We start from the raw sequence: 24648 nt of genomic DNA on the forward strand, positions 1-24648 counted from the left end.
GCGTAAAGCAGCGAAAGACGCTGGCTTCAGTCGCTTGCGCAGTATATCGCCAGGTGACGGAGGGCAACAGCGTTGCACCGTACGACGGCAATACGGTTACACTGGCTTCGTGCCTGTTATTGACAATTCCCACCCCCTCTCAGGACAGGAGTACACCGGATGATACGCCCCGCCACGAGAGAGGATATTCCGCAGCTCATCGATATCTGGCTTCGTGCCTCACTGATGGCCCATAGCTTCATCCCTTCACGTTTCTGGCGTGAGCGTGCCAAGGACATGGAGCAGATCTACCTGCCCGGAGCGGAAACCTGGGTGCTCGAAGCCGCTGGTCGCCCGGTGGGATTCGCCGCCCTCAACGACGATCATCTGGAAGCACTGTTCATCGAGCCCGAGCTGCAGAGCTTCGGGCATGGCAGCCAACTGATGGCGTACGCCATGAGCCAGCGGGAGCGCATCACCCTGTGCGTATACTCACGCAACGTTCGGGCGGTTTCCTTTTATCGCCGGCTCGGCTTCCAGGTCGTGGAAGAGCGCCGCGAGCCCCATAGCGGCGAACAGGAAACGCTCATGGCCTGGTCTCGCCAAGAAAATGCGACAGCCTGAGCGCCACTGCAGTGCTCAGTTCACCGTGGCAGCCCTGCGTTTGCCTTGCTTGCTTCGTTCGGCGGGAAATCGATGCCAGCGTCGGGGCAGGGCATACAGCCGCATGCCCCGAGTGAGGGCGAGTCTTTCGTAATCGGCATGACTCACCGTGGCCAGCCAAGGCTCTCCCATCCAGTCCGCTTCCAGCTCTACGCGAACTTCGGCACCTACTGGCGAGATAGCCGTCACGGTCACCGGCATCTGCGCTTCGGGCGAGGGGCTCGTCGCCAGTTCGAGCTCATGGGGGCGTAGCAGCAGCTCTTCCTGACCGTCAGCGAAGTCGACTGCCAGACGGGCGTCACCGCAGGTCAACACCCCGTTGCGAACGCGACCTTCCAAGTGATTGACATCGCCCAGGAACTCGAACACGAAGCGGTTGACCGGATGGCGATAGAGCTGGTCGGGTGTGTCGATCTGCTCGATACGGCCGTTGCTCATCACGACCACCCGATCGGAAAGCTCCAGCGCCTCTTCTTGGTCATGGGTGACGAACAGGCTGGTGAAGTTGAGCTCGTCGTGCAAATGGCGCAGCCAGCGGCGCAGCTCCTGGCGGACCTTGGCATCCAGTGCGCCGAAGGGCTCGTCGAGCAGCAGCACGTCGGGGCGCAGGGCCAGGGCCCGTGCCAGCGAGACGCGCTGCTGTTGCCCCCCGGAGAGCTGGGCGGGGTAACGGTGGGCCATGTGCTCGAGCTGGACCATCTCCAGCAGGCGGTGCACCTGGCTGCGGATCTCGCCGCTGGAAGGGCGGCTCTTGCGCGGCATGACGGTAAGGCCGAAAGCCACATTGTCGAACACCGACATGTGCCGGAACAGCGCATAGTGCTGAAACACGAAACCGATGCGGCGGTCGCGAACGTGCAGGTGGGTCACGTCTCGGTCGCCGAACAGGATACGTCCGACAGGCTCGCGATCAGCCACTTCCAGCCCCGCGATGATCCGCAGAAGCGTGGTCTTGCCGGAGCCGGAGGGGCCGAGCAGGCCGACCAGTTCGCCTTCGGCGATGTTCAGATCGATCGGTTCCAGCGCCCGGCTCTTGCCGAAATGCTTACCGATGTTTTGTAGGCGGATGCTCAAGGGTGAACCTCCCGGCGCGCGGCGCGCCATTCCAGACTGGCCTTGGCGACCAGTGTGAGCAGGGCAATCAGAGCCAGCAGCGACGCGCTGGCGAAGGCGCCTACCGTATTGTAGTCCTGGTAGAGCTGCTCCAGATGTAGCGGCAGGGTGTTGGTATGGCCCCGAATGGCGCCGGAGACCACGGAGACGGCGCCGAATTCGCCCACTGCCCGGGCGTTGGTCAGGATCACGCCGTAGAGCAGTGCCCAGCGAATATTGGGCAGTGTGACCCGGCGGAAGATCGTCCAGCCCGGTGCGCCCAGGGTAACGGCCGCCTCCTCCTCGCGTGAGCCCTGGGCCTGCATCAGGGGAATCAACTCACGGGCGACGAAGGGGCAGGTGACGAAGATGGTGACCAGCAGGATGCCGGGCCAGGCGAACATCAGCTGGATGTCATGGCCATCGAGCCAGCTGCCCAGCCAGCCGGTGCGACCGTAGAGCAGCAGATAGACCAGGCCGGCTACCACCGGAGAGACGGCAAAGGGTATGTCGATCAGCGTCTGCAGGATACGCCGGCCGGGGAAGCGAAAGCGTGTCACCAGCCAGGCCAGGGCCACACCGAACACCAGGCACACGGGAATCGTCAACAAGGCGATGACCAGGGTCAGTTGAATCGCCGCCAGGGTGTAGTGGTTGGTGACGTTGGCCCAGAATACGTCGAAGCCCCGGGCGAAGGCCTGGGCGAAGATTGCCACCAGCGGCAGCAGCAGGAACAGCGCTGCCAGCACCACGGCGGCGCCGATCAGCAGGCGCCGAACGGCACGACCATCACCGATTCGTTGCATCAGCCGTGTCCTCCATGCAGACGCTTGATGAAGCGTCCCTGCCAGACGTTGATGGCGAGCAGCAGGGCGAGCGAGACGAACAGCACCACCGAAGCGATGGCTGAAGCGCCGGCGCAGTCATACTCCTGCAGGCGCACGAAGATCATCAGCGCGGTGATTTCGGTCTCGTAGGGCATGTTGCCGGCGATGAAGATGATCGCGCCGAACTCCCCCAGCGAGCGCACGAAGGCAAGCCCGGTGCCGGTTACCAGCGCCGGCCACAAATGGGGAAGGATAACGCGGCGAAAGCCGGTGAAGTCGGAGGCGCCGAGGGTCAGGGCCGCTTCGTCCATCTCGTAGGGCATGTCCTCGAGTACCGGCTGAACCGTGCGTACCACGAAGGGGATGCTGGTGAAGGACATGGCCAGGGCGATGCCGACCCAGGTGTAGGCTACCTGCAGCCCCAGCGGTTCGAGCAGCTGGCCCATCCAGCCATTGCTGGAGTAGAGCGTGGCCAGGGTGATGCCGGCCACGGCGGTGGGCAGGGCGAAGGGCAGATCCATCAGCGCATCGAGCAGACGCTTGCCGGGGAATTCGTAGCGCACCAGTACCCAGGCGAGCAGCAGGCCGAAGGCGCCGTTGACGACGGCCGCCACGGCAGCGGCCCCGATGGTCACCACGTAGCTCGCCACCACCCGCTCATTGGTGACGATCGCCCAGTACTCGGCCAGGCTCAGCCCAGCCAACTGGCCGAACAGACCGGTCATGGGCAGCAGCAGCATCAGCGAGACGAAGGTCAGGCTGATACCGAGCGAAAGGCCAAAACCCGGCAGCACCCGCGTAGGGGTGCTGCCGAGGCCGAGGGCGAAGGCGAAGGAACGGCTGCTCATACTGCCTCGCTCACGTCGTATCGGTCATGCGGTGCAAGCATCAGCGACGCCGCTGCAACTGGTCGAGCAGGCCGCCGCTGCCGAAATGGGTTTCCATCGCTTCTTCCCAGCTGCCGGCGATATCCTCGACCAGCAAGAGCTCGGTCTCGGGGAAATGATCGGCGAACTCTTCGGCTACCGTCTCGTGATGCACGCGATAGTTGAAACCGGCCAGCTGACGCTGGGCCTCTTCGCTGTAGAGATATTCGACATAGGCCTGGGCCAGGTCGAGGTTGCCGTTGCGCTCGGCGTTGGGCTCGACCACGGCTACCGGGAATTCGGCCAGAATGCTCACCGGGGGCACGATCACTTCATAGTCGTCGCTGCCGTACTCCTGGCGAATATTGTTGACCTCGGACTCGAAGCTGATGAGTACGTCACCGAGACCGCGCTCGATGAAACTGGTGGTGGCACCGCGGCCGCCGGTATCGAACACCGCCACGTTGCGCAGGAAGGTGCGCATGAAATCGTGGATCCGTTCCTCGTCGCCGTCGAACTCCTGCTGGGCAAAGCCCCAGGCGGCAAGGTAGGTATAGCGACCATTACCCGAGGTCTTGGGGTTGGGAAAGACCATTCTCACGTCTTCACGTACCAGGTCGTCCCAGCTCTCGATCCCCTTGGGGTTGTCCTTGCGCACCAGGAATGCAGTGGTGGAGTAGTAGGGCGAGGCGTTGTTGGGCAGCTGTTGCTGCCAGTCCTCGGCCACCAGTCCGGCGTCTGCCAGCACCTGGACGTCGGTCACCTGGTTATAGGTCACCACGTCGGCACGCAGCCCTTGAAGGATGGCTCTGGCCTGGGCCGAGGAGCCGCCATGGGACTGCTGAATGCCGATCTCCTCGCCCTGCTCCCCCTGCCAGTGGTTGCTGAACTCGGGGTTGATCGCCGCGAAAAGCTCACGCGCAATGTCGTAGGAAGAGTTGAGGATTTCGCGCTCTGCGGCCATGGCCGGAGTGGCCAGGCTTAGGCCCAGGGCGGCGGCAATGAGAGTACGGCGTAGGGTGGGGAGCAACATGCGCATATCTCCGACAGGAAAGGTCATTGAGTGCAAGGGTATGTCTGCGCATGTGGAATTACAATCCGGGTTTTTATTCTTTTTTTCTATAAGCTTCATTGGCTGTCTTGAGTCGGCTCTCGGAGCAGTCTGGTACCATGGCGCCTTTCCACGAGCGATGGCTGGTTTCTCCCATGAGTGACGCGAAACGCGACTTTCTGATAGCTCCTTCGATCCTTTCCGCAGACTTTGCCCGCTTGGGCGAGGAAGTCGACAACGTGCTGGCCGCCGGGGCCGACATCGTTCATTTCGACGTCATGGACAACCATTACGTGCCCAACCTGACCATCGGCCCGATGGTTTGCGAGGCGCTGCGCAAGCACGGCGTCACCGCTCCCATCGACGCCCATTTGATGGTCAAGCCGGTGGACCGATTGATCGGCGACTTCATCGATGCCGGGGCAAGCTATATCACCTTTCACCCGGAAGCCTCGGAGCATATCGACCGCTCGCTGCAGCTGATTCGCAGCGGAGGCTGCAAGGCCGGGCTGGTATTCAATCCCGCCACGCCGCTCTCCTATCTCGACTACGTCATGGACAAGGTCGACATGATCCTGCTGATGAGCGTCAACCCCGGCTTCGGTGGACAGGCCTTCATTCCCGCCACGCTGGACAAGCTGCGTGAGGTGCGCCGGCGCATCGACGTCTCGGGTCGGGACATCCGGCTCGAGATCGACGGTGGCGTCAAGGTCGATAACATTGCCGACATTGCCCGCGCGGGTGCCGACACTTTCGTGGCAGGCTCGGCCATCTTCAATGCCGGCAGTGATAGCGATCCGCACCGCTACGACAGCGTAGTGCGCGATTTTCGCGAGCAGCTGGCATCGGTGTAGGCCGGCACCATGACCAACCCGTCGCCACTGTGGTACCTGTATATGCTGGAAACGCCTCGAGGGGCGCTCTACACCGGTATCACCACCGACGTGGCCAGGCGCGTGGCTCAGCATGCCGCCGGGCGCGGGGCCAAGTCGCTGCGCGGACGGAGCCCGCTGACGCTGGTGCATCAGGAGCCGGTCGGCGGTCATGCGGAAGCGCTGCGTCTCGAGGCCGAGATCAAGCGGCTCACGGCAGCACGCAAAAGGGCCTGGCTGGCAGGCCGGTCGAGTCACGAGGAATCACCATGCACCCCATCTTGAGCGGCATACGGCTGGTCAGCTTCGACCTGGACGGCACCCTGATAGATTCCGTCCCCGACCTGGCAGCGGCCGTCGATGCCAGCCTGGCTGAACTGGAACTACCCTTGGCGGGCGAGACTCGGGTACGCGACTGGGTGGGCAACGGTTCTCTCATACTGATGGAGCGGGCGCTGACGTTTGCTCGGCAGGAGATGCCCGACGAGCAGCTTCTGGCCCGAGCCCATACGGCCTTTCTCGAGTACTACGGACGCGACCCCGGTTCGAGAACTTCTCTCTATCCCGGGGTGCGCGAGTGCCTGGATGCGCTGCGGGACAGAGAACTGACGCTGACGCTGATCACCAACAAGCCTGCCGCGTTCATTCAGCCCATCCTCGAGCAGTTTGGCCTCGAGCATCACTTCGCGCTTTGCCTCGGTGGCGACAGCCTGCCGCAGAAGAAGCCCGATCCGGCTCCCTTGCGCCACGTGGCCGAACGCTTCGACCGGGCGCCTGCGGCCTGCCTGATGGTGGGGGACTCTCGCCATGATGTGGCGGCAGGGCACGCTGCCGGCTTTCGAACCCTGGCGGTAACCTATGGCTACAACCATGGTGAGCCGATAGGCGATAGCCGGCCCGATGCGCTGGTTGACTCCCTGGCAGAACTCGTCGACACCATCCCACTCTCGAGGAATTCGTCATGATGACGCCCGATCGTTTCCGTGCCCTGGCCGAGGCCAGCTATAACCGCATTCCGGTCACTCGCGAGGTCCTGGCCGATCTCGATACGCCGCTTTCGACCTATCTGAAGCTGGCCGACGAGCCCTGGACCTTCCTGCTGGAATCGGTTCAGGGCGGCGAGAAGTGGGGGCGCTATTCGATCATCGGGCTGCCGAGTCATGAGCGTATCGAGGTACGTGGTTTCCATGTCAGCCACTTCCGTCATGGCGAATGCCGACAAGCGCTTGAAGTGAGCGACCCTCTTGCCTGGATAGAGCAGTTCCAGACCCGTTTCCGAGTGCCACAGCTCGACGATCAACCCCGCTTCGATGGTGGTCTGGTGGGCTACTTCGGCTATGACACCATTCGCTATATAGAGCCGCGTCTGCGCGGTGTCGAGAAGCCCGATCCTCTCGGCGTTCCTGACATTCTGCTGATGGTGTGCGACGAACTGGTCGTGTTCGACAACCTGTCCGGACGACTGACGCTGTGGACCCATGCCGACCCCGCGGCTACGGATGCCTATGCATCGGCCGTAGCGCGTCTGGAAGGGCTGGAGCAGCGCCTGCGCAGCGCCGTTGCGCAAGCCGTCAGCCCAGGCACCGGGCGCGTTGCGGTAGAGGAGGGGCATTTCACCTCCGGCTTCACCGAAGACGGCTTCAAGGCGGCGGTAGACAAGATCAAGGAGTACGTGCTGGCCGGCGATGTCATGCAGTGCGTGCCCTCCCAGCGCATGTCGATTCCATATCAGGCTTCGCCACTGGACCTGTACCGTGCGCTGCGCAGCCTCAACCCCTCGCCCTACATGTTCTTCTTCAACCTGGGCGATCACCACGTGGTGGGCTCTTCTCCGGAGATTCTCACGCGGCTGGAAGATGGCGAGGTCACGGTACGACCCATCGCCGGCACTCGGGTACGCGGCAAAACCGAGGAGGAGGACCGTGCGCTCGAGGCCGAGCTGCTGGCCGACCCCAAGGAGATCGCCGAGCACCTGATGCTGATCGACCTGGGGCGCAACGACGTTGGCCGCATATGCGAGACGGGGTCGGTACAGGTGACCGACCAGATGGCCGTGGAGCGCTACTCCCACGTCATGCATATCGTCTCCAACGTCACCGGGCGACTGAAGCCGGGGCTTTCCGCCATGGACGTACTGCGCGCCACCTTCCCGGCGGGCACGCTCTCGGGGGCACCCAAGATCCGGGCGATGGAGATCATCGACGAGCTGGAGCCGGTCAAGCGCGGCATCTATTCCGGTGCGGTGGGTTACCTTTCCTGGCACGGCAACATGGACACCGCCATTGCCATTCGTACCGCGGTGATCAAGGACGGCGAGCTGCATGTACAGGCCGGGGCCGGAGTGGTGGCCGATTCCGTACCCGAGATGGAGTGGCAGGAGACGCTCAACAAGGGGCGCGCCATCTTCCGAGCCGTGGCCATGGCCGAGAGGGGGTTGGACAATCTCTAGTCGCTGAAGGCAACCGGCCCTGCTGCTCGATGAGCGACAGGGCCGGTGGAACAATCCTACAGGAGGCTCTCATTCGTTCTTCGTTCTGCTTCTCCGGGCGGCCTTCTCTTCTTCCTTTTCTTCTTTGTCTTCTTTCATGTCGTCGCCATCGCCATCGCCAGCCAGGGCGCTGCGGATCAGACTGGCGTTGTGACGCATCATGTTGACGTAGTTCGAGGCCTCGCTGCCGGATTCGCCGATTGAATCCACATAGAGTGGGCCGGCCACCTCAACCCCCGTATCGGCGGCGATACTGCGAATGTAGCGATCCGACAGGGTGCTTTCCCAGAACAGCGCGCCCGGTTGGGATCGCTCGATCATTTCGACGATGCGCATGTACTGCTGGGGAGAGCCCTCGGTCTCGGAATTGCTGCCCCATATGCCGTCGTGGCGGAAGTCATAGGCCTGGGCGAAGTAGACGAAGGCCGCCTCCGTGGTGACAAGCAGGCGGTGTTCGTCGGGAATCGGTGCGAGCAGCTCTTCTATTTCCTCATGCAGCCGTACAAGCGTTTCTCTGGCAGCGGCGGCGCGCGCCTGGAAATTGTCCGCTGCCTGTGGGTAAAGCTCGCCGAGTCGATCGGCAATGACCTGCATGTAGGCCGCCACCGCACGCGGATCCATCCACAGATGTGGGTCCGGCTCTCCGGTATATTCCCCCGTGACGATCGGCTGGGTCGGATATTCAGAGGCCTCCGCCACCGGCACCAGCGGCGCTCTGTTGCCCACCGTGGCGTGCACCTGACGCATCCATTGTTCGAGCTGGTAGCCGTTGTAAAAGACGATGTCGGCATCTTCCAGGGCGATGAAGTTGTTGGGGGTAAGCTCCCACTCATGCACCTCGGCGCCGATAGGCGTCAATAACACCAGTTCGATATCGTTGCCGCCTACCTGTTTGACCATGTCTCCGAGAACCGAGAAGCTGGCCACTACCTTGGGATTGGCTGACGCTACGGTAACGCTGCCGACCATGGCGGCCAAAGGGAACGTCAGCCATATGCGGGCAAGGCGGGAAGAGCGCATCGTCAATCTCCTTTTTGCGGTAGCGCACTGCCCGATGATAGAGACTGGGAGGTTAGCTGACCAGCTGAGACTTGCCTGCCTGAGACCAACGCACGTCGGGTCCCAGGTCGAGCCGCGTTTCCGGCGTTGACAGCCCGACTGCCACGACGGCACTATTGCAACATGAACGCAGATGCCTATACGCCGAACTCTACCCAGTGGTGGCGCTCCTGAGCGAGGGGCGGCACGCTGACGACTGAAAAAATGCCGCCGTCGGGGCGGCTTTTTTGTGCCTGAAGCAGCCCAGCACGGCTGGTCGCCCCCTACGACTGGAATTGACAGATACGCTGGAACAGGACCTTACGCCATGTCCGTGCTGATGATCGATAACTACGACAGCTTTACCTTCAATGTTGTGCAGTATCTGGGTGAGCTCGGTGCCGACGTGGTGACCTACCGCAACGACGCCATCACGCTGGAACAGATGGAGGCGCTGGCACCTACCCATCTGGTCATTTCGCCGGGCCCCTGCACCCCCAACGAAGCGGGTATCTCACTCGCGGCGATCCAGCATTTTGCCGGTCGCCTGCCCATTCTGGGCATCTGTCTCGGGCATCAGGCCATCGGCCAGGTTTACGGTGGCAAGGTCGTGCGTGCACCCCAGGTGATGCACGGCAAGACCTCGCGAATTCGGCACGATGGTCGGGGCGTTTTCGCCGGGCTCGAAGATCCGCTGGAGGTCACTCGCTATCACTCCCTGGTAGTTGAGGCCGCAACGTTACCCGACTGTCTTGAAGTGACGTCCAGGACCGATATTGACGACGTGACGCCTGATTTGATCATGGGGTTACGTCATCGTGAGCTGGACATCGAGGGCGTGCAGTTCCACCCGGAGTCGATTTTGACTCGCCAGGGGCATGAGCTGCTGGCCAATTTCCTGAAGCGTCGCTGACCCGCCCCAAAGAGGAGTGACTGCCCATGCAGATGCGAGACGCCATTGCTGCGGTGATGCGCCGTGAGAACCTGAGTTTCGACGAGACCCACGCGGTCATGCACCAGATCATGACCGGTGAAGCCACCGATGCCCAGATTGGCGGGCTGCTGGTGGGGCTGGCGATGAAAGGGGAGACCCCCGAGGAGATCGGCGCCGCCGCTCAGGTCATGCGTGACTTGATGAAGCGAGTGCATCTTCATGCCGAGAACGTGGTGGACATCGTCGGCACGGGCGGCGATGGGGCCAACCTGTTCAACGTCTCTACCGCGTCCAGTTTCGTTGCGGCCGCTGCCGGCGCCCACGTGGCCAAGCATGGTAATCGTAGCGTCTCCTCCTCCTCCGGCAGTGCCGATCTGTTCGACATGGCCGGCATCCACCTCGATTTGAAGCCGGTGCAGGTGGCACGCTGTATCGAGCAGGTGGGCGTGGGTTTCATGTTCGCGCCCAACCACCACCCCGCCATGCGCTTCGCCATCGGCCCGCGGCGGGAGATGGGCGTGCGTACCTTGTTCAATATATTGGGACCTCTGACCAATCCCGCCGGGGCGCCGAATCAGGTGCTTGGCGTCTACTCGGCCGAGCTGGTGCCGCTAATGGCCGAAGTGCTGAAGTATCTCGGCAGTCGCCACGTCATGGTGGTACATGCGGAGGACGGGCTTGACGAGATCTCCCTGGCCGCGCCTACCCACGTTGCCGAACTCAAGGATGGCGAGATACGCCGCTATAGTGTCACGCCCGAGGATTTCAATATCGAACGTCAGGAGCTGGCGCCGCTCAAGGTGGTCAGCGCCGAGGACAGTCTCAGGCTGGTGCGCGAGGCGCTGGTCGGCGAGGGGCCAGCGGCCGATATCGTCTCTTTGAATGCCGGGGCCGCTCTCTACTGCGCAGGGATCGCCGATACCCTCAAAGAGGGCGTCTTGATGGCCCAGGATGCCCAGGCCTCGAAGCTCCCCCTGGAGAAAATGAAGGAGCTGGCGGACTTCACCCGCGTATTGATTTCCTGATAGGCGCATAATGCGCTATTGTGGCTGCTTATCATTCTCATTTCGATGATCGTCATGACGTCGGAGAGCGTGTTGAGGAGCCTGTCCTCGTGCATCGCAGGACCGAGCCGATCATGACGGATCTCGATGGGCCAGGAAGTCTTTATCATGGTTACCAGCAGCCCCCCTGAGCGGCAAGATCCGATCCTGTCCGGACCTCATTGGCCAGTTTTTCTCCGCTACGCCTTGTCCTCGGTGGCGGGCCTGCTGGCATTGACCACGGCCAACATCGTCGACGGAATCTTCATAGGCAACTTCGTCGGCGGCGAGGCGCTGGCCGCGCTGAATTTGCTGATTCCCTGCTTCGCCATGCTGTTCGGCCTGGCGCTGGCGCTGGCAGTGGGCGGTACCGTGCGCGCCGGCAAGTCCTTGGGCGAGGGCGACCCGGCGGCGGCCTCGGCGATTTTCAGTAAATGCCTGATCGCCACCTTCGTACTGGCGCTGAGTGCGGCGGGGCTGGGCCTGTGGTTTCACGAGTCACTTTATCGGCTGCTGGGAGGGTCTAGCGATCTTTTCCCTCTCATGTCGGATTACTTCCTCATATTCGCCTGGGTGCTGGTGATACAGCTTGTCACCATGGTGCTCTACTATTTCGTCCGCCTCGATGGCTTCCCCGGCCTGGCCACGACGGCGCTGATCGTCGGCGCCGGTACCAATATCGCGCTTGATGCTCTGCTGATCGGGTATCTCGGATATGGACTGCGCGGAGCTGCCGTGGCTACCGGAATCGCTCAGCTCCTGCAGCTTGCCATTCTGCTGTGCTATTTCGGGATAGGGCACAGGCGGTTGCGCTTCCGCCTGCGTCAGCGCAATTGGGGTGAGGTAGTGAAAGCGGGCGCCAACGGGGTTTCGGAGTGGGTCAACGAGGCCTCGGTTGGTCTGGTAATGCTGGTGATCAACTGGCTTTTGATGATCAGCCTGGGGGCCACGGGCGTGGCGGCATTTACTGTGGTCAACTACCTCATCTTCATGAGTCTGATGGTGTTCTACGGCATTGCCGATGCCATGCACGTACTCCTCAGTCACAACCTGGGGGTGGGCAACGCCCGGCGGATCCGCAGCTTCATGGGCTGCGCGGCCAGCGTCATTCTGGCGCTGGGCGGGTTATTGGTCGTTGCGGTCTGGTTCCAGGGGGGATGGCTGGTGCGTCTGTTTCTGGATCCTGCCGCGGATCCGGAAACTGCGCGGCTGGCGGATGGTTTTCTCATCGTTCTCTGGCCTCTCTTTCTGATCAACGGTCTCAATGTGCTGCTGTCGGTTTACCTGACTGCCATGCACAAGCCATTGCCTTCTGCCGCCGTGGCCCTGGCGCGAAGCCTGCTTTTGCCGGCCTTGCTGTTGCTGACGATTGCCAACTTCTTTCCCCAATGGCCGCTGCTGGTGGCACTGCCCCTTGCCGAGTGGCTCACCTTCGCCTTGGCTCTGGCCCTCTTTCTACGCTTCCGGCCTGCTCGGCTATTGCCCCAGAGCGGCAGGATGTAAAAGTTGTAAAACCGATTCGTTTGATCATGATTCTCATTTAGTTTTACCCCAGGCAATCGTCATGGGGTATCACAATGGGACCGTCGTCCAGGGCAATCGCGGAACACGCCAGCTTTCAGGCGCTCATGCACTGCTACTTGAGAGAGGTCGATCCCGGTTGCTGGGGCGGGGCCGCTGAACGGGTCGCAGGGGTGGGAGCGGGCCTGGAGAGCGAGATATGTGAGTTCCAGCTGGCCTCGCAGCAAGCAAGGCTGGCGATCGAGGTGCTCTACCGCTCCTGCGCGGGGCGCCATCGCTTCGGCCGGATCTGGCATCGGCGTCTTGCCCAGCACCGCTGGCAACGGCTGGAGCCGCTCCAGGCCATGTCCATGCTGGTGCGTGAACTCTACGCGCGGCCCTCAGGGATGGTGCCGGAGCTGCGCAAGGTTCGTGAGCTCGAACTGATGTACCGCCTCGCCGACAGCTACAGCGTGATGATGCGCTACGTGGAGGCGCGCCGCCATGACCCCCGGCTGGACTCGGACCGCTTCATCGATACCGAGCAAGCCTTGCTGTTCGGTCACTCCGCCCATCCCACCCCCAAGAGCCGCCAGGGCCTATCCGAGTGGCAGCACGCCGCCTATGCCCCGGAGATGGCAGGTACGTTTCAACTGACGTGTTTTGCGGTGCATCGCGATCTCATCGAGCAGGGCTCCTGTCTCGACGCCGATGCCGCTGGGCTGGTGGCGGCCATCATGGCGAAAGGCGCGGTGAAGCCAAGGCTGTCTGCCGAGCAGGTCGTGGTGCCGGCCCATCCGCTACAGGCCCAGTGGCTGCTCACCCAGCCGGCAGTCATCGAGGCGATGGCCAGCGGCCTGATTCAGCCCTTGGGTAGCCTGGGCCCGATGTTTGCCGCGACATCTTCGGTACGTACGCTTTACTGCGAAGAGGCGGACTGGATGATCAAGTTCTCCATCCCCGTCAAGGTTACCAACTCCCTGCGTGTCAACAAGGCCCACGAGCTGCGTGCGGGCATGGTCATGGCGCGGTTGCTGGCGCGCACCGGCTTTCTGTCGGCCGAACCCGACTTTTGCTTTCTCCAGGATCCCGCCTATCTCACCGTGCGCCTGCCGGGTCTGCGCGAGAGCGGCTTCGAGCTGATTCTGCGGGAGAACCCTTTCACTCAAGGCCGGGACCGAGGCGTGATCTCCCTGGCAACGTTGACCCAGGACCCGCTGGAGGGTCGTCCTTCACGCCTTTATTGCCTCGTCGAAGGGCTGGCGCTCAACGAGGGGCGTAGCTTGACCGCCGTCAGCCTTGACTGGTTCAGTCACTATCTGAGCTGTGCCATCAAGCCCGCGCTTCGTCTCTACGATGCTCACGGTATCGCCCTGGAGGCGCATCAGCAGAACAGCCTGCTGGACCTCAGTGGCGGTTATCCGTCCCGCTATTACTATCGCGACAATCAGGGTTTCTACCTCTCGCAAGCGTGCCGCCCGAGCCTGGAAACGCTGTGTCCCGAAGTTGCCGAGACGCCGGAACTCTTTTATCGGGACGAGATGATTCGAGACCGCTTTTGCTACTACCTGATAGCCAATCAGCTGTTCTCGGTGATTGCGCGTTTCGGCCAGGATGGACTGGTGGAGGAGAGGGTCCTGCTCGACATGGTGCGAGGCGCTCTGGAGCGGTGGCGCAGGAGTCTGGTGGGGGCGGCAGGACCCCTAGTCGACATGCTGCTGAAAGAGGCAAGCCTGCCCTACAAAGGTAACCTGCTGACTCGCGTGCATGACGTGGACGAGTTGAACGCAGAACTCGAGATGGCAGTGTACACACGCATTCCCAACCCGCTGCTGGCCTCGCTCGTCCTCGGCACCGAGGCTATTCGCGAAGTGGCGAGCGATCTTCGTCATGACGTGGCCTGAAACGGCGGCGGCGAAAGCCGTCGAGGGCTGCGCCCGCCCCGAGCCGGTAGAGTCACGCGTGATCCGCCAGCTGCTGGAGGCGCTGTTGTTCGAAGGCCTGGTGCCTCACCGTGGTGCTGCCTGCATGACCGGCTGGCAGTGGCTGCACTTCTCGCTGGGCGAGCTGCAAGGACGATGCAAGGGGCAGGTCCGGGGCTTCGGGCGCATTCGGTTGAATGTGCAGAGCCTGTGCCTGATGCGCGACGGGCAGCGGGTCTTTCTTGGTCTGGAAGGCTTGGTCGAACGGCTGGCGGCGCCGCCAGAGCGTCGCTCGGCCCTCTTGCACGAGCTGCAGGCGACCGTCTGCAATGCCCGCGACTGCCGCCGGGAGTCCGAACGTCGGACACTGGATGCGGAGGCGCTCGACAGCGCGCTCCACGAGGGGCACCCCTATCACCCCTGTTTCAAGGCCCGCCTGGGGTTCAGCCAGCATGATCAGGTAGTGTTCGGCCCCGAGGCGGGGAACACCTTTCGCTTGCACTGGCTTGCCGTGCCGCGTGATCAGCGTTTGGCCTGCCTGCCACTGCAAGAGGATCTCTTCTGGCGCCATGAGCTGGGGATGGAGACAGCCCAGGCGCTGAGAGTGGCGCTGCAGCGAGCGGGCGGTGATCCGCATCGCCACGGCGTGCTGCCGGTGCACCCGTGGCAGTGGCAGGCGCTGCGCAACGGTGTCCTGGCGCCGGCCTTGGCGCGCGGCGATATCATCGCCCTGGGAGCGCTAGGCGATCGTTACCGCCCCAGTCAGTCGCTGCGTTCGCTGTTCAACGCCAGCCGCCCGGGCCAGGCCTGCATCAAGCTTCCCCTGGGCATCGGCAACACCTCCGCGAGGCGGCACCTGGAGCCTCACTCAGTGCCCTCGGCGCCGGCGATCTCCCGCTGGCTGCGTGCGACCGTCGAGGGCGACCCCCGCTTCGAACGGCGTTACCCGCTGCGCCTGCTCGATGAGTATGCCGGACTTATCTATGCCGGCCACCCCGCGCGCCCGGAGGAGAGCAATGCTCTGGCCGGTGAGCTGGGGGCCATCTGGCGCCGCAGTATCGCCTCCCAGTTGTCGGCCGGGGAGCGCGCAGTGCCTCTCAATGCGCTGTTTACTGTGGAAGCCGACGGTCGACCTTTCATCCAGCCATGGGTCGAGAGTCACGGTGTCTTGCCCTGGCTGAAAGCGGCGATCCGCAGCGTGATACTGCCGGTATGGCACCTGCTGGCAGCCCACGGTATCGCCGTCGAAGCCCACGCTCAGAACGGGCTGCTGGTAGTGCGCGAAGGCTGGCCGGTGGCTCTGCTGCTGCGCGATTTTCACGACAGCGTGGAGTATGTCGATGCCTTCCTGCCCGAGGGCGCTCCGCGCCCCGATTTCGGCGTGCGTCAACCCCTCTATGATTCTGCTCCCGATGATCGCTACTACCGCATGGGGGCTGTGGAAGCCCTGCGCGAGCTGGTGATGGATACGCTCTTCGTGTTTCACCTCAGCGAGCTGGCACTGCTCATGGAGCGCTATTACCGCCTGCCCGAGGCGCTCTTCTGGACGCATGTCAACGACTGTCTGGCGGGCTATGCCCAAGCCCATCCCGAACTGTCCGAGCGATTGGTGTGCCTGGATTACCGGCGCCCATGGATCGCTGCCGAGGCGCTGATCACTCACAAGTTACGGGGGGCCGAAGCCGCCGAATGTCATCACCTTGTTCCCAACGCTCTGGCAGATGCCGGGGCTCCCGAGAACCGAGCCGTACACCGAGGTTAGCGTGACACATACCGATCCCCTTTTCGTCGTGGATACCACCCCCTATACCCGTGCCGATATCGACCGGGCCATCGAGGCCCTGTGTCGTCATCGAGTCGTTGCCGCGCCGCAGGGCCGACGCCTTGCCGTCTGCCTCAGGAATAGCTTCCAGTGGCTGGCGCTTTGCCTGCACTTGAAGGCGCAGGGCGGCAGCGTCCTGCCCATTCACCCCGGCACGCCCCTGGAGGCCGCTCGCGAGCTGGCCCGGGAGACCGGTTGCGAACATTTGCTGCACGGCGATGACGCCACTCTCGAGCCCCTGGCCCCCATGCCTGGGCGACATGTCGCCGAGCCCGCTCCCGGCGGAGAGCTCATTCAGCTCAGTTCCGGCACCACCGGTCGCCCCAAGACCATCGCACGCGCGTGGACCGCCATCGATCGGGAGCTGGAGAGCTATGTAACGGAGTTCATCGAGGCCGAAGGCCTCATCCCGATCGTCGCCTGCCCGGTCACTCACTCCTACGGACTGATCTGCGGCTTTCTCGCCGGCTTGCGGCGTGGTGTGGCGCCTCGCATCATCACCAACCTCAATCCGCGCTATATTCTCGGCACCCTGCGCGACCATCCGCGGCATCTGCTGTATGCAGCGCCCACCCTGGTAAGCCTGCTGGTGCGCATGCTGCCGCAGGAGCAGAGCTTTCATACCGTGATGCTATCCGGTGCGGCCCTGCCGGGCCCGCTGCTCGAGACCATCGGTTCCCGTGCCCGACGCGTCTGTCAGCAGTACGGCTGCTCCGAGGCGGGCTGCATCGCCATTGCGCCGCGTGCCGACTCCCCCGGGCTGATGGGACGGCCCCTGGCCCACCTCAGCGTCAGTGCGGGACGTTCCGCCGAGGTACCGGAGGAGATTCGCGTCGTCGAAGCAGAGACTGAGCGCGTCATCGAAACCCGCGACCTGGGTTTTCTCGACGATCAGGGGCAGCTGCACTTCCTGGCACGATTGGATGACACCATCAACGTGGCGGGCATCAACGTCTACCCCGGTGACGTCGAGGACGTCTTCCTGCGTCATCCGCTGGTAGAGGAAGCGGTGGCCTTCAAGCGCCCCGACCTCTACGCCGGCGAGCGAGTCTGCCTGCAGTTCGTGGCCCGCGAGATGCTGGACAGCGAAACCCTGCGGCGCTGGTGCCGTGAACGGCTGGCGCCGCATCAGGTGCCCATGGTGCTGGAGCAGGTGGAGCACATCGACAAACTTCCCAACGGCAAGATCAGCCGCCATCGGCTGGCCCAGGCCCATTGCGATCCCTGTGAGGCGAGCGTTCAGGCCGATGAGGTGGCGTCATGAATCGCAGCAATGAGGGTCTGCTGGAGGTTATCGCCGAGGTCCTGCAACGGCACCTGCCTCAGGCCGATCTTAGCCGCTTCAGTCCCCATGCCAGGCTCAATGAAGATCTGGCGCTGGACTCCATCATGCTATTGCAGCTCTTCGTGCACCTGGAACTCGAGCATGGCCTGGCGGTACCCGAGGACGCCGTGATCGGCGATGACCTGCAGCGGGTGGAGGATCTCGTCGACCTGCTGGAGCGCTGGCAGGGAGAGCTGGCCTCATGATCAAGGTGCACTGCTTCGTCAGCTGTGTGTGCGAGATCATCAAGCGCACCCCGGGGGTGGATCATCGTCCTTTCTACTTCGGCGTTTGGGACGCCGACTTCTCGGTCAACGCGCGTCACGAACTCTCCTATCACTCGCCGCATACCCGTCACGAGGGCTTCCGCGAGTGGTATCGGCTGCTCTACGGTATTCGTATCGAAGAGTGGTATGCCCATGGCCTGGACAAGGAGGCCAACGTTGACCGCCTGGTGGAGCTGGTCGAGCAGCGCCCCGCGGATCGCCAGGTGATGGTGATGCTGGACATGTACCGGCTACCGGAGCGGGAGAACAAGTTCCATCAGAATCCCTTTCCCCACTATGTGATGCTCGAGACCACCGGCGACCCCGATATCTGGTTCATGTCCGACCCCGATTTTCGCTGGGAAGGTGAGCTGCCCAAGACGCGGATTCTCGACGCCGTGCGTTCGCCGGCTGCTGCGGGTGGCTTCTACTTCGATGGGTTGGAGATTCGTCACACGCCGCGGGACACCGTGGCGGCTTACTTTCGACAGTGCATGAAGCGCGACGAGAACCCCTTCACCGACGCACTGCGGCACATCCTGCGTGCTCACGTCGGTCCCGCGGCGCAAGAGCCCTTGGTGCACCTCACTCCCGCCTTGCGCGAGATTCCGGTGATGGCGATCCGCAAGTACGCCTACGAGCACGCCTTCGCCTGGCTGTTGGAGCAACAGGGGCGGCAGGCCGAGGGCGACCCTTGGTTCGAAGCCTGGTGCGAGGAGATCGAGGCGTTGGTGAAGACCTACACGCGGATTCAGTATCGCGCCATGAAACTGGCGATGACCCGCCAGCCGGGACTGGCCTCTGGCGTGGAGGAATTGCTGAACGAGCAGGACGCAAGGGAATTTCGTATCAAGCGGGCATTGCAGGCGCTGTTCGATGCCTGGTGGCTGGGTCAGCCGACCCAGGCGCTGCCCCAAGCCATCTCCCACAAGGAAGTCATGTCATGATCCGCCTGCATCTGTGCACCATCTCCTTCCGCCATCATCTCGTCTCATTGCCGGAGCTCGCCGCCTGGGCGACGCGCACGGGCTTCGACGGCATCGAGCTATGGGGCGTGCACGCCCGTCATCTGCTCGAACACGCTGCCGTCGACGGCGAATGGATACGTCGTCAAGGGCTTTGCGTTCCGATGATCAGCGACTACTTGCCTCTGGAAGGTGCGGAGCGAGACGCACAGGCCTATACCCGTGAGCTGTGCCGGCTGGCTCGTCATTGGGGAGCCGACAAGCTGCGCACTTTTGCCGGGCATCGAAGCAGTGCCGCACTCAGCTTGGCCGAGCGCGGTGAGCTGGCGAACCGACTGCGCTCCCTCACTCAATGTGTGGCAGACGAAGGGCTGTCCCTGGTTGTGGAGACACACCCCAATACCCTGGCCGACGATCTGACCGCCACCCGTGAGTTGCTCGAGACGGTGGATCACCCAAATCTCGGGGTGAACTTCGATGTGCTGCACGTATGGGAATCCGGCGTCGATCCGCTGGGGGCGTTGCAAGACTTGGCTCCCTGGGTACGGCACTACCACTTCAAGAACATTGCCCAGCGCAGTCAGCTTGGCGTCTTTGCTCCGGCTAACGTCTACTCACCGGCAGGATGTCGTCAGGGCATGGTGCCGATACTGGAGGGCGCCTGCGACTACGCTCCGCTGCTCGACTGGCTGATGGAGAGCCGCGAGCCGATGGATGTCTCGCTGGAGTGGTTCGGCGGCGATTGCCATGAGGTGTTGAAGCGCGATCAGCAGCAGCTGCGTGAGCGGCTGAACCCTGTAGCCAGCACCTTGCCGTCGGCCGTGGCTTTCCGCTGAGACGCGGCCAGCCTGAAGAAGCAAAAAAGAGAAGGGGCGCCAACGGCGCCCCTTCTCGTCATGTTGCTGCTACCTCTCGGCTCAGAAGCGATAGGTCGCACTGAGGCGGAAATCGCGTCCCGGGTCGGGCAGGCCGTGGGCGATGTCGCCGGCATCGCCGTAGCTAGCGTGGTCGAAGTACTGCTTGTCGAACAGGTTATTGACCCTGAGCGAAAGCGTCAGGTGGTCGCCGGCCAGGGGGCGCCAGCTGGCATAGACATCGTTGACCCCGTAGCCGGCTTTCTGCGGGAAGTCATCGGCCACGTGGGTCAGGCGTTCGGCGAAGCGCCCCGTCCAGCCGAGATCGAGAGCGTGGGTGGCCTGGAAATTGACGTTGGCCACCCAGCTGTCGCCGATGCTGGTGCCCAGGGACCAGTCGTTGTCGGTCAGCGGTTGCCCGTCGAGCTCGGGCCGGGCACGGCTGAAGGCCAGGGACGCGTCGAAGCGATCCCAGTCGTAGCCAATGCGCGCATTGAAGCCGCGGGTCTTCAGCTCGCCGAGGTTGCCGAGCGTGCTTGGCGCGACCTGGCCCACCACGTCGTCGATACGCGTCTCGAACACTTCGGCGGCAAGATAGAGGTTGCCGTGTCGATAGGTGGCGCCCAGCTCGACGTTATCGGCGACTTCTTCGCTGCGATCCTCCGCATTGCGGTAGTAGTCGAGAACGTACAGCTCCTTCACTTGGGTGCCGCGTATGGCACGGGCCCACCCGCCATGCAGGGTGAGCTGCTCGGTGGCGTCAAAGCGCAGGCCCACATTGGGGCTCCAGCCGGACTCGCTGAAGCTGTTGCCGGTAAGCTGCTCGTCCAGTTCGAACCAGTCGTGGCGGGCGCCGGCGCTGAGCCGTAGCCTATCGGTCAACTGATAGTGGTTCTGCAGGTAGAGCCCCACCACGCTGCCCTCTTCACGATCGGTACCGTAGAGCGGGCTGCGCAGACTGGCCTCGTCCTTGCGGTAGTCGATCCCGTAGGTCAGGGTGAGATTGCCAACCTGGCTGTGGTTGCGCAGGTCGCCGCCATAGCTCTCCATGGCACCGATGTAGTCGCCGTAGGGGCCGTCGATGTGCTCGAGGGATGCCTCGGTGCGGTAGAGCGTCAGGTCCAGGTCGAGCCAGTCGTTGGCGTTCGACGTAAAACCGTACTGGCCGGTGACGGTTTCGCGAACCACCTGCTGGTCGATGGGAGCGTTGCGTGCGCTGGGCCGCCAGTGGGGGCGATGCAGGCGATAGGCTTCGTCCTCGGTTCGCTCATAGCTGAGCTGGACGCGCTGTTCATCGGTGAGATGTCCCACCAGCTTGCCGAACCCCGTGAACCTCTCGGTACCCGTGTAGGGCTGGTTATTGCCCTCGGCGTCCCTGTAGTCGCCATGGTCGGTCTGGGTCAGCGTTCCCAGGGCGCTCCAGTCATCGTTGAGGCGGCCGTAGAGCGAGGTGGAGGCCCTGTAGCCGTCGGTATTGCTGAAGTAGCCGCCCTTGAGCAGGGCGCCGAAGTTCTGGCCTGGGCGCAGCAGGTCCTCGGGGTCCTTGGTCACGAAGCGTATGGCCCCGCCCAAGGCTCCGGGACCGTTGGTCGCCTCTCCGGCGCCGGCAACGACGTCGACTTGCTTGAGCAGCTCCGGCTCGACCACCAGGCGGCCCTGGTGATGGAAGAGATAGCCTGACTGTGTGGCGCCGTCGACGGTGACATTGAGCATGGTGTCTTCCAGACCACGCACATAGACCTTTTGAGCCGCCGGCGCGCCGCCGCCTACGGCGACGTCGGGCATATCGGCGAAAATGTCCTGCAGGTCGCTGGCCTGGCGGCGCTCGAGTTCTTCAGCGCTGACAACCTGGTCGCTTTCGGTGGTGCGTTCGGCGGTAATCTGCAGGGTGTCGAGCGACTGATCTGGGGCCTGCGCCAGGGCGGTAGTACTGGCACCGATGAGCGCGATGGCCAGCCATAAGGGATTTCGTGGCCAAGTGCTGCTGCCGGGATAGACGTTGTGCATAGGGTGACTGCGCTCCATTGAGTGATAAGTATTCTTATTTGGAGCGCATTCTTGTTTAAGTCATGAGCAATGTGAACTGCTTTTACATTTGTTACACAAGGGGCTTCAAGGCTGTGCAGAACGCTTCCCGGGAAACCAGAGCAACATGCGTAGGCCACGTTCGTGGCGGTTTTCGGCACGTATCCAGCCACCCGCCGCTTCGGCCTGGCGACGGGCCAATGCCAACCCCAGGCCATAGCCATCTGGTCGTTCGTCACGACCCCGGGCGGTGCGGTAAAAAGGCGTGAAGATCAGCTCCAGCTGATCGCTTGGAACGCCGGGTCCCTCGTCCTCGACGCTGAGCAGGTAACCGCTGTCCTGCGAGCACAGGCGCAACCGTATGGTCCCGCCGAACGGCGTGTAATGGCAGGCGTTACGAATCACGTTCTCCACCGCCTGGGACAGGGCCCGGTGGCTGGTGGCTTCGATTCGTGCCTGAGCAGGCCACTCCCTAACGAACCGATGACTCGGAAACTCGTAGCTCACATCGTCGAAGACACTGTCGAGCAGGTCGGTGAGATCCAGGCTCTCCTGGTCGAGGCTGGGGTTTTCATTCTCCAGCCAAGCCAGTGTCAGAGCATCTTCCACCAGGCCGCGCATCTGACGGCATTCGCGGCGAATCCGGGGCAGGAAATGTTGGGTATCGATGCCCTCCTCCGCACAGCTCACTGCCATGTCGATACGGGTCAGTGGGGTTCTCAGCTCATGGGAGAGATCGGCAATCAGCTGTCGCTGGGTGAGGATGCGTTCGCCGGTTCGCTCTGCCATCCTGTCGAAGGTTTCCGCCAGGGCAGTGAGCTCATCATTGCGGTTGCCCAGGTGGGAGCGCACCCTGACGCCCAGGTTGCCCTCGCTGAACTGCCGGGTGGCCAGCTCCAGCTGACGCAGCGGCCCCATCAACACGTTGTAGATGGCCAGCGTGAGCAGTACCAATGCGACCAAGGGCAAGGCTACCTTGAGGAACAGCGTGGCCTGGGGAAGGTGGTTCCCCGGGCGCATGCGCTGGGGCAAGGTGATCAGGAAGTGCGTCCGTCCATCGACGAAAGTGAGGTCCATGATGGGGTTGTCGGGAAAGTAGAGATGAATCTTCCATTCGACGTTGCGCCCAAGCCGAAAGCCTTCCTCAAATTGTGCCGACAGCGTGCTGCCTGCCAGGGGCGTCACATCGGAACGCACCACGGCGGCCCAGGTGTTCTCGCGCGCCTGAAGTTCCACCAGCCAGTCAGCAAGTGCCTGCACGTCGCCGCTGATATATAGCCGCTCCGCCGTTTCGCCCCACTGCTTCAAAGTCTGCTGGTGGTGCTCGGCAATGAAGCTCATTCGTTCCTCGGCTTCGGTGCCAAGAAAAGTGACCGTCCAGACGAGGACAATGGCACCGAGTACCAACGGGCCGCACAGTTTCCAGAACAGAGGCCGGGTCACAGGAAGCAGTACCCCTTGCCGTGTACCGTCTGCAGTCGGTCGGCAGCCAGGCCCGCTTCTATCAGTTTGCGACGGACACGACTCAGGTGCATATCGAGGCTGCGGTCGTAGCGACTGAACTCACGCTCGAGTACCAACTGGTAGAGGTAGGGCTTGCTCAGGACCTGCCCCTGGTGAAGCACCAGGGACCAGAGAAGACGGAATTGGATGGGGGTGAGCGTGATGTCAGCGCTGCCGTGACGCACATCCATCGTGCTTCGGTCGAGCTTGAGCGGCCCCAGCGTCAGCTCGTCGGGATCGGCGCGTTGATCGGTGCTGCCCAAGGTGCGTCTTAGCAAGGCCTCAATGCGCAGCAGTAGCTCAGTGAAGCCGAACGGCTTGGGCACGTAATCGTCGGCGCCGCGTCGGTAGCCCAGGATGCGCTCCTCTTCTGCGCCGCAAGCGGTAAGCATCATCACTGGGGTCTGGCGCGTCTTGCGAAGTCTGTCCAGCACTTCGAAGCCGTCAAGCGTCGGCAGTAGCACGTCCAGCAGAATAAGGTCGAAGTGCTGGCTGAGAGCGCATAACAGTGCTCCTTCACCTTCGTATCTTTGCTGTGTGCGGTATCCCTTGCCTTCCAGGAGACTGGAGATCTGAGCATTCAGCGTCCGGTCGTCCTCGACCACTAGGATGCGTGGCCGGCGCTGAGCGACTGAGGCCATAGGTCATCCATTCCATGCGTTATGATAATCGTTATCGTATGTGGTTGTGGTGCGATTGGCAATATATCTCATGCATGTTCAGGCATGCTGCTTTGCCGCAAGCGCTGCTCAATCGGCATCGCAGTGCTGGGCGGGCACGGCCACGAGGCTGAGCAGACGTCCTTCGAACATGCAGACCTCTCCCGCCACCTCGCGACCCGGCGTCCAGCCGTGCCCCAGGTCAGTGAGCAGGCGCAGGCGAACCGTGCCTATGCCGTGCCAGGCCACCAGTTCCGCGGCCTGGAAATGGAACATCCGGCCTACCACTGGGTAGAGCGCCTTGAACAGGCTTTCCTTGAGAGAGAAGGTCGCGCTCACCATGAGCCCGATGTCCGCATTTGCCATTGCATTCAGACGGTCGGCTTCCTGCGGGGTAAGGACTTTTCTGACCAGTCGACGGGCCTGGCCCTCGTCCAGTAGTCGTTCAGCGTCGAGCCCGATCCCCAGGTAGGCCTGACGATGGGCGACCACCGCCGCGGCCCAGCCGTCGCTGTGGGTAATGGCCCCCACGCAGCCGTCGGGCCAGTGCGGCGAACGATCCTCGTGCATGCCGGGCACCGCATCCCGACCGTCCAGCAGGTGCAGCGAGCGGCGTGCGCAGAGGCGACCGGCAACGAATTCCGCTTGCCGCTTGGCAACGGCACTACGCAGGCGGGGCGGAAGAAAAATGCCATGACAGCCATCATCTCCCTGTTCGACGAACAGAGCAGGGTCAAAGCGAGTCGCTACCAGGCGGGCGCCCGGTAGGGGCGAGGCCCAGGGCCATACGCTGGTGAAGGGGCCGACAAAGGCGGGGGGCGCGTCCATGGGGCAATTTTGTCATGGCCCTCCTCAAGACGCCATGCCACGCTGAGGATGGACCGATGGTGACAAGCGCCTCATTGATAGCTGCAACTTTCCATGTCGATCCGTTGGTAGGTAAGATGATCCGCCT

23 protein-coding genes are annotated in these 24648 nt (G+C 62.9%); 14 read left to right on the forward strand and 9 right to left on the reverse strand.

Annotation, left to right across the window (positions count from 1 at the left end; all coding sequences use genetic code 11):
• Positions 1-159 precede the first annotated feature (159 nt).
• On the forward strand, positions 160-603 hold the full coding sequence (locus AC2VNO_RS01155; protein ID WP_486932427.1) for a GNAT family N-acetyltransferase: 444 nt from the start codon (positions 160-162) through the stop codon (positions 601-603).
• A gap of 15 nt (positions 604-618) precedes the next feature.
• Here AC2VNO_RS01155 and AC2VNO_RS01160 read toward each other — a convergent pair whose 3' ends face one another.
• Genes AC2VNO_RS01160 through cysP form a run of 4 tightly spaced genes read right to left on the reverse strand, consistent with a single transcriptional unit; the run spans position 619 to position 4460 of the window.
• Positions 619-1716, reverse strand: a complete 1098-nt coding sequence (locus AC2VNO_RS01160; protein ID WP_486932428.1) for a sulfate/molybdate ABC transporter ATP-binding protein — start codon at positions 1714-1716, stop codon at positions 619-621.
• On the reverse strand, positions 1713-2540 hold the full coding sequence (cysW, locus tag AC2VNO_RS01165; protein WP_486932429.1) for a sulfate ABC transporter permease subunit CysW: 828 nt from the start codon (positions 2538-2540) through the stop codon (positions 1713-1715). The genes AC2VNO_RS01160 and cysW overlap by 4 nt, the downstream gene beginning before the upstream one ends.
• Positions 2540-3409, reverse strand: a complete 870-nt coding sequence (gene cysT, locus AC2VNO_RS01170) for a sulfate ABC transporter permease subunit CysT (RefSeq protein ID WP_486932430.1) — start codon at positions 3407-3409, stop codon at positions 2540-2542. The genes cysW and cysT overlap by 1 nt, the downstream gene beginning before the upstream one ends.
• 40 nt (positions 3410-3449) lie before the next feature.
• Positions 3450-4460, reverse strand: a complete 1011-nt coding sequence (gene cysP, locus AC2VNO_RS01175; RefSeq protein ID WP_486932431.1) for a thiosulfate ABC transporter substrate-binding protein CysP — start codon at positions 4458-4460, stop codon at positions 3450-3452.
• Between the two features lie 173 nt (positions 4461-4633).
• On the opposite strand from cysP, the gene rpe reads away from it, so the two are divergent.
• The 4 genes from rpe to trpE are packed head-to-tail and all read left to right on the forward strand — an operon-like array spanning position 4634 to position 7799.
• The gene (gene rpe, locus AC2VNO_RS01180; RefSeq protein WP_228573534.1) at positions 4634-5332 is read left to right on the forward strand and encodes a ribulose-phosphate 3-epimerase; all 699 of its coding nucleotides are present in this window, start codon (positions 4634-4636) and stop codon (positions 5330-5332) included.
• A gap of 9 nt (positions 5333-5341) precedes the next feature.
• Positions 5342-5635 carry a GIY-YIG nuclease family protein gene (locus tag AC2VNO_RS01185; RefSeq protein WP_486932432.1) on the forward strand — a complete coding sequence of 98 codons (294 nt, stop codon included), beginning with the start codon at positions 5342-5344 and terminating at the stop codon, positions 5633-5635.
• Positions 5620-6315 (forward strand): phosphoglycolate phosphatase, encoded by a 696-nt coding sequence (locus AC2VNO_RS01190; RefSeq protein WP_486932433.1) that lies wholly within the window; start codon positions 5620-5622, stop codon positions 6313-6315. The genes AC2VNO_RS01185 and AC2VNO_RS01190 overlap by 16 nt, the downstream gene beginning before the upstream one ends.
• A complete protein-coding gene (gene trpE / locus AC2VNO_RS01195) occupies positions 6315-7799 on the forward strand; it encodes an anthranilate synthase component I (RefSeq protein ID WP_486932466.1) in 1485 nt (494 codons plus the stop codon). The genes AC2VNO_RS01190 and trpE overlap by 1 nt, the downstream gene beginning before the upstream one ends.
• A gap of 69 nt (positions 7800-7868) precedes the next feature.
• Here the strand turns inward: trpE and AC2VNO_RS01200 are convergent, their stop codons facing one another.
• Positions 7869-8858, reverse strand: coding sequence for a metal ABC transporter solute-binding protein, Zn/Mn family (locus AC2VNO_RS01200; protein ID WP_486932434.1), 990 nt, complete (start codon positions 8856-8858; stop codon positions 7869-7871).
• Between the two features lie 346 nt (positions 8859-9204).
• On the opposite strand from AC2VNO_RS01200, the gene AC2VNO_RS01205 reads away from it, so the two are divergent.
• The 9 genes from AC2VNO_RS01205 to AC2VNO_RS01245 all read left to right on the forward strand — a co-directional run bounded on the left by AC2VNO_RS01205 (position 9205) and on the right by AC2VNO_RS01245 (position 19488).
• Positions 9205-9789: an anthranilate synthase component II gene (locus tag AC2VNO_RS01205; RefSeq protein ID WP_228573539.1), complete on the forward strand. Its 585-nt coding sequence runs from the start codon at positions 9205-9207 to the stop codon at positions 9787-9789.
• A 26-nt stretch (positions 9790-9815) separates the two neighbouring features.
• Complete coding sequence (trpD, locus tag AC2VNO_RS01210; RefSeq protein WP_486932435.1) at positions 9816-10835, forward strand: anthranilate phosphoribosyltransferase; 1020 nt, start codon at positions 9816-9818, stop codon at positions 10833-10835.
• Between the two features lie 147 nt (positions 10836-10982).
• Entirely contained in the window at positions 10983-12356 is a 1374-nt protein-coding gene (locus tag AC2VNO_RS01215; protein ID WP_486932436.1) for an MATE family efflux transporter, read from the forward strand.
• Between the two features lie 74 nt (positions 12357-12430).
• Positions 12431-14257, forward strand: coding sequence for an IucA/IucC family protein (locus tag AC2VNO_RS01220; protein WP_486932437.1), 1827 nt, complete (start codon positions 12431-12433; stop codon positions 14255-14257).
• Complete coding sequence (locus tag AC2VNO_RS01225) at positions 14244-16037, forward strand: IucA/IucC family protein (RefSeq protein WP_486932438.1); 1794 nt, start codon at positions 14244-14246, stop codon at positions 16035-16037. The genes AC2VNO_RS01220 and AC2VNO_RS01225 overlap by 14 nt, the downstream gene beginning before the upstream one ends.
• Position 16038: 1 nt before the next feature.
• A complete protein-coding gene (locus AC2VNO_RS01230; protein ID WP_486932439.1) occupies positions 16039-17361 on the forward strand; it encodes an AMP-binding protein in 1323 nt (440 codons plus the stop codon).
• Complete coding sequence (locus tag AC2VNO_RS01235; RefSeq protein WP_486932440.1) at positions 17358-17627, forward strand: phosphopantetheine-binding protein; 270 nt, start codon at positions 17358-17360, stop codon at positions 17625-17627. The genes AC2VNO_RS01230 and AC2VNO_RS01235 overlap by 4 nt, the downstream gene beginning before the upstream one ends.
• Complete coding sequence (locus AC2VNO_RS01240) at positions 17624-18634, forward strand: DUF6005 family protein (protein WP_486932441.1); 1011 nt, start codon at positions 17624-17626, stop codon at positions 18632-18634. The genes AC2VNO_RS01235 and AC2VNO_RS01240 overlap by 4 nt, the downstream gene beginning before the upstream one ends.
• Positions 18631-19488 (forward strand): sugar phosphate isomerase/epimerase family protein, encoded by an 858-nt coding sequence (locus tag AC2VNO_RS01245; protein ID WP_486932442.1) that lies wholly within the window; start codon positions 18631-18633, stop codon positions 19486-19488. The genes AC2VNO_RS01240 and AC2VNO_RS01245 overlap by 4 nt, the downstream gene beginning before the upstream one ends.
• A gap of 81 nt (positions 19489-19569) precedes the next feature.
• Here the strand turns inward: AC2VNO_RS01245 and AC2VNO_RS01250 are convergent, their stop codons facing one another.
• The 4 genes from AC2VNO_RS01250 to AC2VNO_RS01265 all read right to left on the reverse strand — a co-directional run bounded on the left by AC2VNO_RS01250 (position 19570) and on the right by AC2VNO_RS01265 (position 24521).
• On the reverse strand, positions 19570-21513 hold the full coding sequence (locus AC2VNO_RS01250) for a TonB-dependent receptor domain-containing protein (protein ID WP_486932443.1): 1944 nt from the start codon (positions 21511-21513) through the stop codon (positions 19570-19572).
• A 105-nt stretch (positions 21514-21618) separates the two neighbouring features.
• Positions 21619-22974 (reverse strand): sensor histidine kinase, encoded by a 1356-nt coding sequence (locus AC2VNO_RS01255; protein WP_486932444.1) that lies wholly within the window; start codon positions 22972-22974, stop codon positions 21619-21621.
• Positions 22971-23675, reverse strand: a complete 705-nt coding sequence (locus AC2VNO_RS01260) for a response regulator transcription factor (RefSeq protein WP_486932445.1) — start codon at positions 23673-23675, stop codon at positions 22971-22973. Before AC2VNO_RS01260 ends, AC2VNO_RS01255 begins: the two co-directional genes overlap by 4 nt.
• Positions 23676-23783: 108 nt before the next feature.
• Positions 23784-24521: a 4'-phosphopantetheinyl transferase family protein gene (locus AC2VNO_RS01265; RefSeq protein ID WP_486932446.1), complete on the reverse strand. Its 738-nt coding sequence runs from the start codon at positions 24519-24521 to the stop codon at positions 23784-23786.
• Between the last annotated feature and the right edge of the window lie 127 nt (positions 24522-24648).

Source organism: Halomonas sp. TH-94, from assembly GCF_057473365.1.